Raw genomic sequence first — 16,029 nt, forward strand, 5'->3', positions numbered from 1 at the left:
AAATTTGCATATTTAAAATCTTTTTTTAAATAGAAAAAGCCCTAAAGCCTTTCCTATCTTTTTAATAAATCTTTATCTTCTTCTAATACATCAGCTCTTAGTTGTTCTAAGTACTCAATTGGTAATTTCCCAGTTATCACTCCAGGAATATAACCTTTTACTGAAACAAAGTATGAATATACTGTTTCAAATGTAAAGAACGAAATAATTGCACTACCCATAAAATGGATAAATAGAATAAATCTTTTTATCTGTATTGTTTGAGCATGTGTTGCTGCATCTGGAAACATAAACCAGATTGTAAAACCACTTAATACAAGTAAAAACCCAAAAGCAACATACATATAGTAGTTGATTCTATTCATAGGTTCATATTTTCCTCTTAAAAAGAATTTATGCCATATTTTAGAACTAGGTCTTACAAAGTATTTATGATCTTTAAATGCAATAACTGTAACAATAAACCAAACTGGAATCCAAGCAACACCAACAACTTCATGTGTAGCTCTCATAAGTCTAGGAAGATATCCTCCACCTGTCCAGTTTCCAAATGTTATTGAAAAACCAGTTATAAACAGATAAATCATAATTACAATATTTAATAAAAGAACAACTCTTTGAAAAAGTGAATAAACTTGCACTTTCTCATTTTCTCTTGTAATTTTAGCTTGTTTTCTACCTTTTGCAACAATAAACATTATTGTAAATAGACAAAATTCAAATAAAAAAACCCAAGGAAGAAGATGTTGTCTCTCTTCAAATGCTCTTATAACTTCAGGAGCAATTGCATCATATCTAGGTCCAAAAAGACCTACTTCCATCTGTTGATATTGTGTTAAAGTATCAAAAGGTACAATTTGTCCAGTAAAATTTCCTTTTAACATTTGCATTAAAAATTGGTAAACATAGTTTATATCAGCTATTGAGGCCAACCAAAAATACCAATATGTTAAAAGCATGAACAAAAAGCCTACTATTACGTAAGCTTTATATTCACTTAGAAAACTTTTATTTTCCATAAGCTTTATCCCAACCAAATGGTGCTGATTGAGTTCCATGACCAAAAGATAAAACTCTTTGTCTATATATATTTGCTATAGATTCAGCATCTCCAACAAGTAGAGCTTTTGTTGAACACATAGCAGCACATACAGGAACTTTACCTTCAGCTATTCTATTTTGACCATATAGTTCTCTTTCATGTTCACTATTTGTATCTTCAGGACCACCAGCACACATAGTACATTTATCCATAACACCTTTTGTACCAAAAGCTCCATTACTAGGAAATTGTGGTGCTCCAAAAGGACAAGCATATAAGCAGTATGAACAACCTATACATTTGTTTTTATCATGTAAAACGATACCATCTTCTCTAATGTAGAAACAATCAACTGGACAAACCTGTTCACAAGGTGCATCTGTACAATGCATACAAGCAACAGATAATGAAAACTCCATTCCTTGTTTACCTTCATTTACAGTAACAACTTTTCTTCTACTAATCTCAACTGGTAACTCATGTGCTGAGGCACAAGCAACTGAACAACCATCACAATGAATACATCTATTTTCATCACAATAGAATTTCATTCTTGCAAAATTTATTTTATTATTACTCATGTTACTTCTCCTAAGCTCTTTCTACTCTACATAAACCACCTTTTGTTTCAGGGATTTGTGTAACTATGTCATAACCGTAGTTAGTAACTGTATTTGCACTTTCACCTATTGCATAAGGTAGCGTTCCAGTTGGATATCTATGGCTTAAATCAACACCTTCCATAATTCCAGCAAAGTGGAATGGTAGGAATACTCTATCAGGTGTAACAGAGTAAGAGTATTTTGCTTTAACTTTGATTTTCGTTCCATTTGGTGAATGAATCCACATCATAGAACCATCTCTAATACCATTTCTTCCTGCTAAATCTGGATTAATATCACAGAACATTTCAGGTGTTAATCTAGCTAAATATTTACTAGCTCTATTTTCAACACCAGCACCATTTAAATTTACTAATCTTCCAGTTACAAGATTTGTTGGGAAATCTTTTGCCCAATCTTGTTTTGTCTGTTCACTAATATATCTAGTATCAACTCTCCAGTGATCTTTTTTATCTGCAAAGCTTGGATAATCTTTAATTAAATCCGTTCTTGGAGTATGTAAAGGCTCTCTATGTTTTGGAATTGGATCAGCCCATTGCCAAACTTTTGCTCTTGCTTTTGCATTTCCATAAGGAGCAATTCCAGCTTCGAGGCATTTTTCAACTATTAAGTTAGATTTATCAACTTTCCAGTTTGCACCCATTTTTGCTTTTTCATCTTCACTTAAAGTAATTTTTAAAACAGCCTCAATATTCTCTTTTGTAATTTCAGGATATCCACCATCTTGAACTCCACCAACAGGTGCAGAACCTTTAGGCGACAACAATGAAACTCCCTCATGCTCTAAACCAAAGTTTTGTCTAAATCCCATACCACCAAATTTAACTGGTTTTGTAATATCATAAAGATTTGGGCTTCCTGAGTGTTTTTCTGTCCAACAAGGCCATGGTAAACCATAGTATTCTCCAGCCATATCACCATAACCAGCTAGTGAAATCTCATCAAACATATGCCAATTGTCAGTATGTTTTTTAAGTCTTTCTGCTCTCCATCCAGTTAATCCAATAGTTTTAATAATTCTAGCTATCTCATTTGTTGCATCTTCTGGCCAAACAAAATCTTTACCTTTTTGCATTCCAGCAGTTAATTGCTCATAAAATCCTAATCTTTTTGCTAATTCAAACATGATTTCTTGATCAGGTTTTGATTCATACATAGGTTTTACAACTTCATATCTCCATTGACCACTTCTATTCGTTGCAGTTACAGATCCAGCTGTTTCAAACTGAGTTGCTGCTGGTAAAATATAAACATCGTTTTGTTTATCAGTAATAATTGCACCCTCATTTACAAATGGGTCACAAAATACTGCTAATTCTAACTTATCTAAAGCTTCTTTTACTTTTTTTGTTTGTGCAGTTGAAGTAATTCCATTACCCATTACAAAAAGTGCTTTTAGATTAGTTCCAGCATTATGAATAGCATCTTCACCTTCCTGTCCAGCTAAAACTCCAGCCCACCAACGTGCAAGTGTAAATCCATTTTTACCCATCCAAGAAGGATCTTTAAATCTTCCTTTAAGCCAATCAAAATCAACTCCCCAAGAAGAAGCAAAATATTTCCATGAACCTTCAGCTAAACCATAATATCCTGGAAGTGAATCTGATAAACAACCAAAGTCTGTTGCACCTTGAACATTATCATGACCTCTTAAAATATTAGTTCCACCACCAGCAACTCCCATATTTCCAAGAGCCAATTGTAAAATTGGTGCCATTCTTGTATTTGAAGTTCCTATTGTATGTTGAGTTAATCCCATAGCCCATACCAAAGTTCCAGGTTTTGATGCTGCATAAAGTTTTGTAATTTGAACTATTAAATCAGCTTTAACTCCTGTTACATCAGCAACTCTTTCAATTGGCCAATTTTTAGCCTCTGCCATAATATCTTCCATACCATAAACTCTATCATTAATAAAGTTTTTGTCATGCCAACCATTTTCAAAAATGATATTTAACATTCCATACATAAATGGAATATCAGTACCTGGTCTAATTTGTGCATATAAATCTGCTTTTGCAGCAGTTTTAGTAAATCTTGGATCTACTACAATAATCTTTGCATTGTTTCTCTCTTTAGCTTTTAAAAAGTGTTGGAAACCAACTGGGTGATTAACCGCTGGATTTGCTCCAAAAATTATAATTGCTTTAGAGTTTTGAATATCTCCCAAAGAATTTGTCATAGCACCATAACCCCATGTATTTGCCACACCGGCAACTGTTGAGCTATGTCAAATTCTAGCTTGATGATCTATATTGTTTGTTCCAAACATAGCAGCAAATTTTCTATAGTAATATGCTTGCTCGTTATTAAATTTTGCTGATCCTAAAAACATTGCTGAATCAGGTCCATCTTTTTGTCTTAAATCTTCAAGTTTTGATGCAATATTATTTAAAGCGTCATCCCATGAAATTCTTTGCCATTGACCATTTTTCTTAACCATTGGATATTTTAATCTAACCTCAGATTTAACCATATCAATCATATCGGCACCTTTACAACAATGCCCTCCAAGTGATACAGGATGATCTTGTGCTACCTCTTGTCTTACCCACACACCATTTTGAACTTCTGCAATAACACCACAACCAACTGAACATGCTGTACAAATTGTTTTTACAATTTTCGAACCAGGAAAAGGATTTTTAATCTCTTCTTGCGTTGCTGCTCTAGTTGCTACTGTACTTGCAAAAGATGATGTAACTCCAAATGCTGTAGAAACTGCTGCCATTTTTAAAAACGACCGTCTTCCTACTTTTGCATTTAAAGCTTCATATGTATTTGCTGACATAAGCTTCTCCTACTAAATTTATTTTGCGTTTTTATAAAACTCTTCCCAAGCCATAGTTTTTTTGTATAGAATCTCTTTTTTATTAGATTTTCCAACAATAACACCATTGTTTGAATCATCTTGAACAGATGTTTCACCATTTCCAGCCAATACAACAGTACCAGTTGTAACAACTGCAGCAGCTGTGATAATTGCTGCTTTTTTTGCAAAAGCTCTTCTGCTTTCTTGCACGACTGACCTCCTTATAGAAATTAAGCCCCTCTAAACTTAAGAGACTTTATAAAAAAAGCTTAACTTTTTTTATAAAATCCCTAAAAAGGTATTCCTTTTTAGTTTTTAGGACCTAAAGCTTTTAGTGCTTTATTTTTAGCTCTTCTTTCTCTTTCTTCAGCAGATATATCGCCCCAGTTATCAGTTACTTGTTTTTTAGCTTTATCTTTTTTTACTGGTTTTGTAACCTCTAAATATAATCTTTCAAACTCAATAAATGAGTGTAAAACAACCATAAGTTCTTTATAAATATTTGCTTTTTTATGCTCATAAATTCTTCTTGCAAACTCATCTACAAAAGGATTTAAAATCTGTTCAAAAATACAATGAACAGTATTTTCATACTGTTTTTCTCCAAGAGCAATTGAATTAGACAATTCAGACATTATTGAAAATATGAAACCAACAGAATCTTCATATTCAAAATATTTTTTTTCATCACGTCTAAGCCTTGTTTTTGCAACAAATTGAATCATCTCTACTCTTTTTTTACCAGATTCAACACCCTCATCATAAAAAGAAGCTGTTTGTCTAACTTTTTCATAAACAGGATTATGAAAAATATCATCATACTCTTGTATTAAAGATTGATTTGAATCTTTATCTAGAAGATTTAAAATATTTTTGATAGACTCTTCAGAAGCTTCATCCAAAGAGCTATCTTTTAAAAGATTTAAAAGTCTAAAAAGTTCAAAATAGTTTTTTATATCTGAACTTGGAACAAAAAAGTTTGCAAATAAGTTGTAATATATTGCTCTAGCCTTATTTATAGATTGTGTATCTTGCATTTTTTATCCTTATTTTCTATTATCAAAATAGTTTTGCATCATAATTTTAGGCTTACAATTAGCACAACAATACAAACTTCTTACTTTTACAGGATCACTTGCAAAAATTGTTGCCATTTTAGAAGCAATTTTTTCTATTGCTTTTGTTGTTGCAAATTCAACTCCACACTCAACACATGCAAAAAGTTTATCTTGAGCTAAAACACTCTCTTTAAACCAAGTTGGTTTTAGTTCAATTACATCTTGTTTTATTGTTAAGCAATTTGCTTCAGGACAAGACATTTCACAATATCCACATGCTGTACAAATACTTGGATTAATTCTTAAAGTATTATCACTAGCATCAGCAACTAAAGCTCCAACATTACAAGCACCTACACAAACTAGGCACAAAGTACATGTATCTTGATTTACTTCAACTTTTGCGTAATGAATATGTTCTCCTGTTTTAATCTCTCCTAAATCATCATTTCCAACAATCTTTTGAAGTCTATGAGAAAAAACTTCTCTTTTTTTGAAGCCATCTTGATTGAAGTTAAAATAAGAGTTTTCCACAAAAGATACTTCTTTTAAAGCCAAAGCTAATTCATCTTCATTCATAGCAATTAAGACAGCATCTTTTTGGTATTTTTTTTGATATATATCATTTAATATTCTAATAGCATCTTTTGTACCTTTTGACAAAAAATCACTATAAAAAATAACTTGAGAACTCGATATTTGAAGTAAAGTTAGAAGTGTTCCTTCATGTAAGAATTTTTCACCTTCAATTGCAAAAGGCAAGATGTTTTCTTTAAGATTTATATTTAGATTTTCCAAAGACATTTTTGAAGGAATAATTAAAGGGTGTGTTTCTTTATAAAACTTTGATATTTCATAAAGTGAGTCTTTATTTGTAGGAGTATAATCTATTGCTCCACTTGGGCAAACACTTACACATCCACCACAACCGTGACAATCTACTTGAGAGAAAGTTAAAGTTTTTGTTGTATCATCTTTTGTAATAGCAACAGTTGGGCAAACTTCTTCACACTTACTACAAACTACTTCTCTTCTTCCATCATATTGACAAATAGTTTTATCATAAGTTGTAAATTTTCTATATGAGAATGAGTTTAAATTATCTTTTAATATTTTAACTACTTCATCTATGCTACTTAAGTTTGGGTCAAAAACTCCAATTCTCTCTTTTGGAGATGGTTTTGCATCAAACCAAACTATTTGAGAAACTCTTAAAGTTATATCTTTATGACTATCTTTTACTATTACTTCAAAGTTTCCAATTTCACCACTTATAGTTTTTAAAATAGTTTCATCTATTCTAAACAGTTCAAAATCATCTTTAGATATTTGTGAAGTAAAACTATCATATTCCTCTTGGTTTTTAGTAATTAACAAAACCTCTTTTGAAATATCAACACTATGTGAAATATCTTGTGCAAAATCAAATCTTGTAGCATTTATCTCATATAGTTTTAAAACATTTTCGATTTTTCTTGATAAGTCATCTTGTGAATTTTTAATATAAAAATCTATCTCATTTGCAATAAATTCACTATTTACATCTTTTGAATTCGATATTAAAAAGCTTTTACCCTCAATATCATCTAAACTAGTAGTTACATGGATCTTTTCACTTAAAGGGAAATCCAACCCTTCTTTATTATGGTATATATACTCTTGCATAACCTATGCCCTTAATTTTTAGTAAAAAATATTTTACCATATTTTATATATAAAGAAGTTAAATAAACCTGAATTTATATATATTAAAAAGTATCATATTACAATTAAACTGAGAGTTTTAAACACAAACAATGTAAACTTATGAATGATTAAAAAAATTTTATTTGTTACACTTATTATTATTTTAATATTTCTAATATATTTTGAAAAAACTAAATCAAAAAATGAGATATTAATAGCTTCTTCTATGCCACAAAGTTCTGGTTTAAAAGCTTGGGGAGATTCTGTTTTAATTGCTACAAATAGCTATTTTAACTATGCAAATGATAACAATTTGATAAAAGATAAAAAAATTGTTTTAAAAGTTCTTGATGATAAATATGAACCTGATTTAACCTATGAAAATATAACAAACCTTTTAAAAGATGATATTTTATCTTTTTATGGAATAGTTGGAACTCCTACAAATAAGAGAGTCCTTCCTCTTTTAGAAGATAGTGAAATAGTATATTTCTCACCATTTTCAGGTGCACAATTTTTAAGAGATAAAAATCTTTCAAATATTATAAACTTTAGACCTTCTTACAAACAAGAACTAGAAACTCTTTTAAATTATATTGTAGATGAAAAAAAATTAGAAAAAATAGCAATTTTTTATCAAAATGATGAGTATGGAGAAGAGGGATATATATCCACTTTAGAAATCCTAAAAAACAAAAATATAGAACTAATATCAACAGGTACATACAAAAGAAATACCCTTTCTATAAATCATGCTTTTAATGAAATTAAAAACTCAAAACCTGAAGTAATATTAATGATTGGTGCATATAAGGCAAACTCTTTATTTATTAAAAAAGCAAAAAATGATGAAGTTTTAAAAAATGTAATATTTTGCAATATCTCATTTGGAGATGCGAACTCTATTGTAAAAGAGCTAGAAGATTCAAATACTAATACAAAAAATCTAATTTTTTCTCAAATAGTTCCAAACTACAATGATAAATCTTTAAAAATAGTTCAAGAGTATCAAGAAATTATTCAAAAATATTCAAAAGAGAGTAATTTTGGATTCATATCATTTGAGGCATTTTTAGCTTCAAAGGTTTTGGTAAATCAAATATCAAAAATAGAAAAATCAGGAAATTTAAACTCAAAAAATCTATTAAATGCTTTAAAAAACCCACCAAAAAATATTTTATATGAATTAGAGTTAGATTTTAAAAACAATCAACTTCTAAATAAAACATATCTTTTTGAGTATGAAAATGGAAACTTTAAAGAGATTGAAAAATGAAAAAAGTTTTAAACTATTTTAATAACTTAAAATTTTCATACAAAGCAAATTTCCTAATTTTTATAATTGCTGGTGGAATGTTTACTATTATAATACTATCTCAATTATCTATTTTTATTTTAAAAAATGATTTTGATACACTTTTTGATAAAAGAACAAAAACTCTAATAAAACTTGAAAATATAAATGATTCATATAGAATAAATATTCAAAATACTTTAAGCGAATTTGAAAAGAACAATCTAAACTATGAGCAAACTTTAGAAGTTTTAAAAATAGCAAATGAGATAATAAATAAGAATTGGAGTGAGTATAAAAATACCTCATATTCTACAAAAACTAATTTTGTAATAAATTATATACAAAAACATTTTTCAAATAAAAACTACTATAAAAATGAGTTAATAAAAAATTTAAATATCCAAAATGTTGATGATAAGATGAATAAAATATTACAATATTTAAATGATATAAAACAAAAAAATGATAAAGAATACTTTACGAATTTAAATTTTGAAATAGATACTATATTGGTCTATTTAGGAAGTTTAGTAAATTATGATTTAAATTTAGCAATAAATGAAAAAAGAGATACCGATAATATCTTTCATCTTATAACAATTTTTTCTTTTATCTCTATCTTTTTAGTTGTTTTATTTACAATATTTTTATCTTTATTTATAACTGTACACTTTAGAAAAATTCATGATTTGCAAGAAAAAATTGTAGAAGAAAAAACTAAAGAGCTAAAAGAGTTAAACGCAAATTTGGAATTAAAAATATCTCAAGAGGTTTCAAAAAATAGAAAAAAAGATATTATTATGTTTCAGCAAGCAAGATTTGCATCTTTAGGAGAAATGTTAAATAATATAGCACACCAGTGGAGACAACCTTTAGGTTCTTTATCTATGATTATTCAAAGTTTTCAAACAAAAATGAGGCTAAATAAACTTTCACTTGATTTTGTAGAACAAAAAGTTTCAGATGCCCTACTTTTAGCACAAAATATGTCAAATACACTTGATGATTTTAAAAATTTCTTCAGCCCAAATAAATCGAAAAATAGCTTTTTTATAAAAGATTGTGTAGAAAATTCGATAGAATTATCAAAATATTTTTTAAATAAAGAGAATATAAAAGTAGATTTAATTGTTAAAAAAGATACAAAAATATATAGCTTTGAAAATGAACTATCTCATGTTTTTTTAAATATAATATCAAACTCAAAAGATGCTTTAATAAATAATATCTCTAAAGAAAATAGAGTAATAAGAATTATTGTAAATTGCAAAAAAGATTTTGTTTTTGTAAATATTAGTGATAATGGTGGAGGAATTCCTACACTTATTATGCCAAAAATATTTGAACCATATTACACAACAAAATACAAAAGTGCAGGAACTGGAATTGGACTTTATATGTCAAAGCAGATTGTTGAGAAGCATATAAAAGGGCAAATTACTTGTAAAAATATAGAAATAGTTATAGATAATCAAATATGTAAAGGAACATCATTTTTGATAAAAATACCAATAAATAAAGAAATTATTGAAGAAAAAAAGGAAAAAAATGAATAAAAATCTAGATATTTTAAAAAATATTAATATTTTATACTTGGAAGATGATGAAAATCTTTTAAAGCATACTAGTGATATTTTAGAAGATTTTGTGGCAAATATTTATGGTGTTAAAAATACTATTGATGCTATGAAAATTTTACTTGAAAAAAAAGTAGATGTAATAATAAGCGATATTTTACTTGAAAATGAAAATGGTATCAATTTTTTAAAATATATCAAAAGTAAAAATATTCAAATACCTGCAATTTTAACAACAGCACATACTGATACAAACTATTTAATAGAATCAATTAAGCTAAAAGTTGAAAACTATCTTTTAAAACCAATAAATATAGATGAACTTCTAAACAGTTTATACGATGTTGTTTTACCAAAAATTCAAGAAAAAGAGATAAAAAAGAATAGTAATATTATAAAAACAATTGGAGCAATTACTGATAGTAAACAAGTTGAAATTATAAAATATATTTTTAACAATCTTGATGAAAATAACAATTTTTTTGGCTCTTATAGTGAAATTATGGAGCAATTTTCTATTTCTAAACCAACGCTTATTAAACTTTTTAAAGATTTGGCTGATAAAAATATATTATTTAAAACTCAACATAAAACTTATCAATTTGATGAAAAATCTTTAGAAAATATTTAAACTTTTATTCATAACTTTTTGTAGAAACTTCTACGCCTTCGTATGAAGTTGTTTTAATTGCATTTAAAATATTATCTATTTTTACTTTTTCATCATATATTACGCTTACCTCTTTTGTATTTAATCTAGCACTAACTTTTTCAACTCCATCTAGTTTTGAAATAGCTTGTTTAACTGCTGTTGTACATAAAGGACAGTGCATTCCTTCAACTTTAAAAACTGATATATTTGAAGAGAAAGCAAAACTAAAAAATAAAAATAGTAAAAATACAACTCTCATATTTACTCCATAAAAAGTGGTAAAATTTCAGGATAAAAAACTAATCCCAATATCAAAATAAAAAATATAATAAAAAAGAGATAGTTTTTATATATATCTTTTTTATTACATCTACAAGCTATTTTTTTCCTAAAATTATATATCGAAATAATAAAAAAAATAATACTTAAAATAGCAAGTGGAACTCTAGTATATTCTAAAGTTGTAAAAAAACTTAAAACTCCACTTGATACTCCAAAAAAGATAAATAAAAAAGCAGGTAAACAACAAAGTGTTGATAAAAGTGCAGTTATTACTGCACCTATTATCACCATTTTATGTTCTTTCATAAAACTTCTTGAGAAGTATATTTATATACAAAAGTTTTTGGTTTGTAGTAATCTTTTGCATCTTCACCAACTTCAGCATAAGGATACCCCAACATATTTAAAGGGTATTGTGTAGGTTTTGGCTCTAAAATAAAATCTCTTGCACTATTGAATCCTATCCAATTCATCTCCCAAGATCCAAAGAAATACTCTTTTACATCTTTTAGTTTTTTACTATCGTTTGGTAATTTTTCAGCTAACTTTACCTTTGCAACATCAGCAGGATCGCAAGGAACCCATCCCAGTCCATCTATATAAAACTCTGCCCTACAATGTTGAGCTCCCGTAATATCAGCAAATCCTTTTTCATCTGATTTTCCACAAGCATTTGAAATTTTTGATTGCCCTACTCTAATTCCGAAAGTCTCCCTTGCAGGAATCTTTGCATTTCTTAATAAACATACAAATACAGAGCTTATATCTGTACATTTTCCACCATAAATTTTCTCTTCAATTGATTTTTGTGCATCACCAATTCCACAACCAATAACACTCTCATCTCTATACATTGTGCTAACTGTCCAATCATAAATAGCTTGTGCTTTTTGAAGTGGCGTTTTAGCATCTTTTGTAATATCATTTACGTATTTTGTTAAACCTTTTGTTATAGGAATATGTTTTGTTCCTTCTAAAAATTCCAATACTTCGCTTGGATAGTTTGTATTTGATGTAGCATTAGAAAAATCAGTTGTTCTTTCTTGTAAAACTACTGCAAAATCAACATCTAAAATTGGCTTAATATTTACATCATTCCATTTTACATATAAAACTCTTGTATTGTATGGATTTTTTACAATTTTTGCTTCACTATAATTTCCATTATATGAAAAATCTACAACTTTTTGATAATACTCATCTTTTGGAAGTGGTATCCAAAGTTGTGTTTCTTCATTGCTTTGTTCAAAGTTATAACTATTTGTTACTTGAAATTTTCTTGGATTTTTTGTAATTCCAAATGGATTTTTATATTCATTTGCAAATGTAAAGTTTGGAGTCAAAACTGAAACTGCCGAAAAAGTAGCAGCTGTTTTTAAAAATGTTCTTCTTTTCATAATATGATTCTTATAATTTATATGTTCTATCAAGAGATAAAATAGAGTTTAACTCTATTTATTTCAAAGCATAACCTATGCTCTGTGAACTAATTAGACTTCTATGATAGTAAATTGTTTATAAACCAGACCTTAAATAGTAAATTATTTTTTACTTTAGTTTAACTAAAAATTTAAATTTGCTTAAGTATAATAATTCAATTTTTTAAGAAAGATATAAAAATGAATAATGAACACAAATTGACAAAATTTGTTCAAGCTGCTGGTTGTGCTGCAAAGATGGGTCCGGGGGATCTAAAACAAGCTCTTTGTAGTTTAAACCAAAAAAATGAAAAAATTTTAGTAGGATTTGATACAAGTGATGATGCTGGAATTTTCCAAATAGATGAAAATTTAGCTCTAGTACAAACTGTTGATTTTATAACTCCTGTAGTTGATGATCCATATATTTATGGACAAATTGCTGCAGCAAACTCTTTGAGTGATATTTTTGCAATGGGAGGAGAGGTTAAAACAGCTTTAAATATAGTTGGATTTGATAGTACAAATGTTTCAAAAGAGGCTTTAGGAGAAATTTTAAGAGGTGGACTTGAAAAAATAAAAGAGTGTGGTGGTTCACTTTTAGGTGGTCATACTATCCAAACACCAGAGATGTACTATGGATTGAGCGTCACAGGAATAATTCACCCAAAAGATGTAAAGAGAAATAATAGTGCAGAAATTGGTGATGTTTTAGTTCTTACAAAACCACTTGGAATGGGAGTTTTAACAACAGCTATAAAAAGAGATTTAATAGATTTAAATCTAACAAAACATTGTGCCCAAATTATGGCTAGTTTAAACTATATACCTTCAAAAATTATGAAAAAATATAAAGTTAGTTCTTGTACAGATATTACAGGATTTGGACTATTAGGACATGCTTTTGAGTGTGTCAGTGAAAATATTAGTTTTTCTATATCATCTAGCGAAGTTCCTTTTATAAAAGAAGCTTTTGAGCTATGCCTAAATGGTGTTTTACCAGGTGGTTCAAAAAGAAACTTAAAATTTATGGAAGATAAAACATATTTTTCAAAAGATATTGATCCAACTTTAAAAGAAATTTTATGTGATGCTCAAACTTCTGGTGGACTTTTAGTAGCAATAAACAAAAATGATGCAAAAGAGTTTATAAAAGAGATTGAAGATTTTAGTTTTGGATATGCAAAAATTATTGGAGAGGTTATAGAAAGAACTAAAAAGCCTATAATTATATATTAAAATAGGAATTTTTAATTTATTTATTAAATTTTACTACTGATTAATTTTACATTAATCTTTTCTGTATATAATTTCAACATAAGTTAAGTGAATAACTTAATTTATACGAGTATTTTTTAAGATAAATTTCTTAAATAGATAATTTTTTTATGTTTCCTTGTGTAGAAAGGTCGCTTCCCCTAGGCGACCTTTTTTTTTGCTTACTTTTTCATTTATGCCATTTCAATATAGCTTAAACCTTTTATGATAGTATTTTAAAATGATTTCATTCTATATAAAAATATACACAAGCTTTTAAATATGCCACTATCAAATCTAAATCAAGAACAAAAAGAAGCCATACTTTGCAAAAGCGGTTACAATCTTATAATTGCAAGTGCAGGAACTGGTAAAACTTCAACAATTGTTGGAAGAATTTCTCATTTACTCAATAATGGAGTAAAACCAAATGAAATTTTACTTTTAACTTTTACAAATAAAGCTGCTTCGGAAATGGTTTCAAGAGTTTCTAATATATTTTCAAAACAGATAGCAAAAGAGATTATGGCTGGAACATTTCACTCTGTATCATATAAACTTTTAAAAGAATTAGAGATAAATATTACTTTAAAACAACCAAATGAACTTAAAACACTCTTTAAATCTATTTATGAAAAACGAGTTTTTATGGATAGAAGTGATGAAGCGAATCCATATGATGGTGGATATTTATATGATATGTACTCTTTGTACTTAAATTCAAATAATAGTGAAGATTTCACTAGCTGGTTAAAAGAGAAAAATTCAACTCAAGAGATATATAGCTTAATATATGAAGATGTTATTGATGAGTTTAATAATTTAAAAAAACAGTATGGATATGTAAATTTTGATGATTTATTAACAACAATGCTTGAAATTTTAAAAGATAAAAGATTTAATTTCAAAGAGATACTTGTGGATGAATATCAAGATACAAATCCTTTGCAAGGGAGACTTCTTGATGCTTTTTTGCCACAATCACTATTTTGTGTAGGAGATTATGACCAAAGTATTTATGCTTTTAATGGTTCTGATATTGGTATTATTTCTAGTTTCAGCAAAAGATATCCAGATGCAAATGTTTTTACATTAAGAAAAAATTATAGATCTACAAAACCTATTTTAGACTTAGCAACAAAAGTTATTGAATACAATGAAAGAATTTATCCAAAAAAATTAGAAGTTGTTAGAAACCAAACAAGTTACCTTCCAAAGCTTCTAGCTTTTGATGAACTTTTTTCACAATATGAATATATTTCAGAACTTATCTCAAAAAGTAATACTGCTCACAGTGAAATTGCAATAATTTATAGAAATAACTCTAGTGCAGATGGTATTGAAGCAAACTTAAGAGAGTTTGGAATTCCTGCAAAAAGAAAAGGTGGACTTAGTTTTTTTGATTCTGTTGAAGTTAAATTTATTTTAGATATTTTGGTTTTACAAGTTATAAGTAACGATATGATGGCTTTTATACACATAGTTGAACATGGAAAAGGAATAGGAAAAGCAATAGCAAAAGATATTTTTGATGCTTTAATAAAACTAGGAAATGGGAATTTATTAAATGGTCTTTTCTACCCAAATAAAGATATAAATAATCCTTATGAAACAAAAAGAAAAAGCCAACAACTAGGTCTTTTTGACGATTTTATAGAACTAGGAACAGTTTCTAAATTTAAAGATTGTAGTTTTGAAGAAGCATTTTTAGGAAATCCTATATTAAAACATCCAAAACTAGGAGTTGATGGAGCTAAATATATTTATGATTTATATCTTCTTTTAAAGCAATTAAAAAGAACAAAAAATCCAGAAACAATGGTTACATCAATTAGTTCTTCAATGATTTATTCAAGATTAAAAGATATGTTATCAACAAAAAGAGCAACTCAAAAAGATGGTACAGTAAATTCTATACAAAAAACAAAATCTTTGGCAAAAATAAATAGAAAAGCTATGTTACTTAGAAATTTATCAAAAAATTTTTCCGATTTATCAAAGTTTATAAACTCTATGATTTTAGGTGGAAGTGAGCTTAGTGAGGGAGAAGGAGTTAATCTTTTATCAATTCACGCTAGTAAAGGATTGGAATTTAAAGAGGTTTATATAATAGATTTAATGGATGGAAGATTTCCCAATAGAAAGCTTATGAGTAAAGGTGGAAGCCTTGAAGAAGAGAGAAGATTATTTTATGTTGCAGTTACAAGAGCAAAAGATATTTTATATCTATCTTTTGCAAAATACGATAAATTAAAAAAGACAAGCTTCGTTGCTAGCCCATTTTTGAGGGAAGCTGGAATGATAATAGAAGATAAAGAATAGTTA

The 16,029-nt window shown here is 28.0% G+C and carries 14 protein-coding genes; 5 read left to right on the forward strand and 9 right to left on the reverse strand.

The features are described 5' to 3' along the window. Positions 1 to 53 precede the first annotated feature (53 nt). From ACRYA_RS05965 to ACRYA_RS05990, 6 genes are all read right to left on the reverse strand, one after another. Complete coding sequence (locus ACRYA_RS05965) at positions 54 to 1,019, reverse strand: cytochrome b/b6 domain-containing protein (RefSeq protein WP_228199727.1); 966 nt, start codon at positions 1,017 to 1,019, stop codon at positions 54 to 56. Next, complete coding sequence (gene fdh3B / locus ACRYA_RS05970) at positions 1,009 to 1,623, reverse strand: formate dehydrogenase FDH3 subunit beta (RefSeq protein WP_105916622.1); 615 nt, start codon at positions 1,621 to 1,623, stop codon at positions 1,009 to 1,011. Before fdh3B ends, ACRYA_RS05965 begins: the two co-directional genes overlap by 11 nt. Before the next feature lie 10 nt (positions 1,624 to 1,633). Continuing rightward, positions 1,634 to 4,456 carry a formate dehydrogenase subunit alpha gene (locus ACRYA_RS05975; RefSeq protein WP_105916623.1) on the reverse strand — a complete coding sequence of 941 codons (2,823 nt, stop codon included), beginning with the start codon at positions 4,454 to 4,456 and terminating at the stop codon, positions 1,634 to 1,636. Positions 4,457 to 4,474: 18 nt separating this feature from the next. Continuing rightward, entirely contained in the window at positions 4,475 to 4,687 is a 213-nt protein-coding gene (locus ACRYA_RS05980; protein WP_105916624.1) for a Tat pathway signal protein, read from the reverse strand. Between the two features lie 98 nt (positions 4,688 to 4,785). Further along, complete coding sequence (locus ACRYA_RS05985) at positions 4,786 to 5,514, reverse strand: TorD/DmsD family molecular chaperone (protein ID WP_105916625.1); 729 nt, start codon at positions 5,512 to 5,514, stop codon at positions 4,786 to 4,788. Between the two features lie 9 nt (positions 5,515 to 5,523). Continuing rightward, a complete protein-coding gene (locus ACRYA_RS05990) occupies positions 5,524 to 7,200 on the reverse strand; it encodes a 4Fe-4S binding protein (RefSeq protein ID WP_105916626.1) in 1,677 nt (558 codons plus the stop codon). Between the two features lie 145 nt (positions 7,201 to 7,345). Between ACRYA_RS05990 and ACRYA_RS05995 the strand changes: the two genes are divergently transcribed. The 3 genes from ACRYA_RS05995 to ACRYA_RS06005 are packed head-to-tail and all read left to right on the forward strand — an operon-like array spanning position 7,346 to position 10,726. Further along, the gene (locus ACRYA_RS05995) at positions 7,346 to 8,497 is read left to right on the forward strand and encodes an ABC transporter substrate-binding protein (protein ID WP_105916627.1); all 1,152 of its coding nucleotides are present in this window, start codon (positions 7,346 to 7,348) and stop codon (positions 8,495 to 8,497) included. After that, the gene (locus ACRYA_RS06000) at positions 8,494 to 10,074 is read left to right on the forward strand and encodes a sensor histidine kinase (RefSeq protein ID WP_105916628.1); all 1,581 of its coding nucleotides are present in this window, start codon (positions 8,494 to 8,496) and stop codon (positions 10,072 to 10,074) included. The genes ACRYA_RS05995 and ACRYA_RS06000 overlap by 4 nt, the downstream gene beginning before the upstream one ends. Continuing rightward, complete coding sequence (locus tag ACRYA_RS06005) at positions 10,067 to 10,726, forward strand: response regulator (RefSeq protein WP_105916629.1); 660 nt, start codon at positions 10,067 to 10,069, stop codon at positions 10,724 to 10,726. The genes ACRYA_RS06000 and ACRYA_RS06005 overlap by 8 nt, the downstream gene beginning before the upstream one ends. 4 nt (positions 10,727 to 10,730) lie before the next feature. Here the strand turns inward: ACRYA_RS06005 and ACRYA_RS06010 are convergent, their stop codons facing one another. From ACRYA_RS06010 to ACRYA_RS06020, 3 genes are read right to left on the reverse strand one after another with little or no spacing between them, the layout of a single operon-like run. Beyond that, complete coding sequence (locus ACRYA_RS06010) at positions 10,731 to 11,006, reverse strand: heavy-metal-associated domain-containing protein (RefSeq protein WP_105916630.1); 276 nt, start codon at positions 11,004 to 11,006, stop codon at positions 10,731 to 10,733. A 2-nt stretch (positions 11,007 to 11,008) separates the two neighbouring features. After that, positions 11,009 to 11,335: a transporter gene (locus ACRYA_RS06015; RefSeq protein ID WP_105916631.1), complete on the reverse strand. Its 327-nt coding sequence runs from the start codon at positions 11,333 to 11,335 to the stop codon at positions 11,009 to 11,011. Beyond that, positions 11,332 to 12,426: a transglutaminase-like domain-containing protein gene (locus ACRYA_RS06020; protein ID WP_105916632.1), complete on the reverse strand. Its 1,095-nt coding sequence runs from the start codon at positions 12,424 to 12,426 to the stop codon at positions 11,332 to 11,334. Before ACRYA_RS06020 ends, ACRYA_RS06015 begins: the two co-directional genes overlap by 4 nt. Positions 12,427 to 12,648: 222 nt before the next feature. Between ACRYA_RS06020 and selD the strand changes: the two genes are divergently transcribed. Together selD and ACRYA_RS06030 are read left to right on the forward strand one after the other, a co-directional pair. Further along, entirely contained in the window at positions 12,649 to 13,686 is a 1,038-nt protein-coding gene (selD, locus tag ACRYA_RS06025) for a selenide, water dikinase SelD (protein WP_105916633.1), read from the forward strand. 300 nt (positions 13,687 to 13,986) lie between these two features. Next, positions 13,987 to 16,026 carry an ATP-dependent helicase gene (locus ACRYA_RS06030; RefSeq protein ID WP_105916634.1) on the forward strand — a complete coding sequence of 680 codons (2,040 nt, stop codon included), beginning with the start codon at positions 13,987 to 13,989 and terminating at the stop codon, positions 16,024 to 16,026. Positions 16,027 to 16,029 lie beyond the last annotated feature (3 nt).

Source organism: Aliarcobacter cryaerophilus ATCC 43158, from assembly GCF_003660105.1.
Classification (GTDB): Bacteria; Campylobacterota; Campylobacteria; order Campylobacterales; family Arcobacteraceae; genus Aliarcobacter; species Aliarcobacter cryaerophilus.

Coding starts and splice junctions, on each gene's coding strand:
- ACRYA_RS05965 (WP_228199727.1), bottom strand. CDS start 1,019: ATGGAAAATAAAAGTTTTCTAAGTGAATATAAAGCTTACGTAATAGTA.
- fdh3B (WP_105916622.1), bottom strand. CDS start 1,623: ATGAGTAATAATAAAATAAATTTTGCAAGAATGAAATTCTATTGTGAT.
- ACRYA_RS05985 (WP_105916625.1), bottom strand. CDS start 5,514: ATGCAAGATACACAATCTATAAATAAGGCTAGAGCAATATATTACAAC.
- ACRYA_RS05990 (WP_105916626.1), bottom strand. CDS start 7,200: ATGCAAGAGTATATATACCATAATAAAGAAGGGTTGGATTTCCCTTTA.
- ACRYA_RS05995 (WP_105916627.1), top strand. CDS start 7,346: ATGATTAAAAAAATTTTATTTGTTACACTTATTATTATTTTAATATTT.
- ACRYA_RS06000 (WP_105916628.1), top strand. CDS start 8,494: ATGAAAAAAGTTTTAAACTATTTTAATAACTTAAAATTTTCATACAAA.
- ACRYA_RS06005 (WP_105916629.1), top strand. CDS start 10,067: ATGAATAAAAATCTAGATATTTTAAAAAATATTAATATTTTATACTTG.
- ACRYA_RS06010 (WP_105916630.1), bottom strand. CDS start 11,006: ATGAGAGTTGTATTTTTACTATTTTTATTTTTTAGTTTTGCTTTCTCT.
- ACRYA_RS06015 (WP_105916631.1), bottom strand. CDS start 11,335: ATGAAAGAACATAAAATGGTGATAATAGGTGCAGTAATAACTGCACTT.
- ACRYA_RS06020 (WP_105916632.1), bottom strand. CDS start 12,426: ATGAAAAGAAGAACATTTTTAAAAACAGCTGCTACTTTTTCGGCAGTT.
- selD (WP_105916633.1), top strand. CDS start 12,649: ATGAATAATGAACACAAATTGACAAAATTTGTTCAAGCTGCTGGTTGT.
- ACRYA_RS06030 (WP_105916634.1), top strand. CDS start 13,987: ATGCCACTATCAAATCTAAATCAAGAACAAAAAGAAGCCATACTTTGC.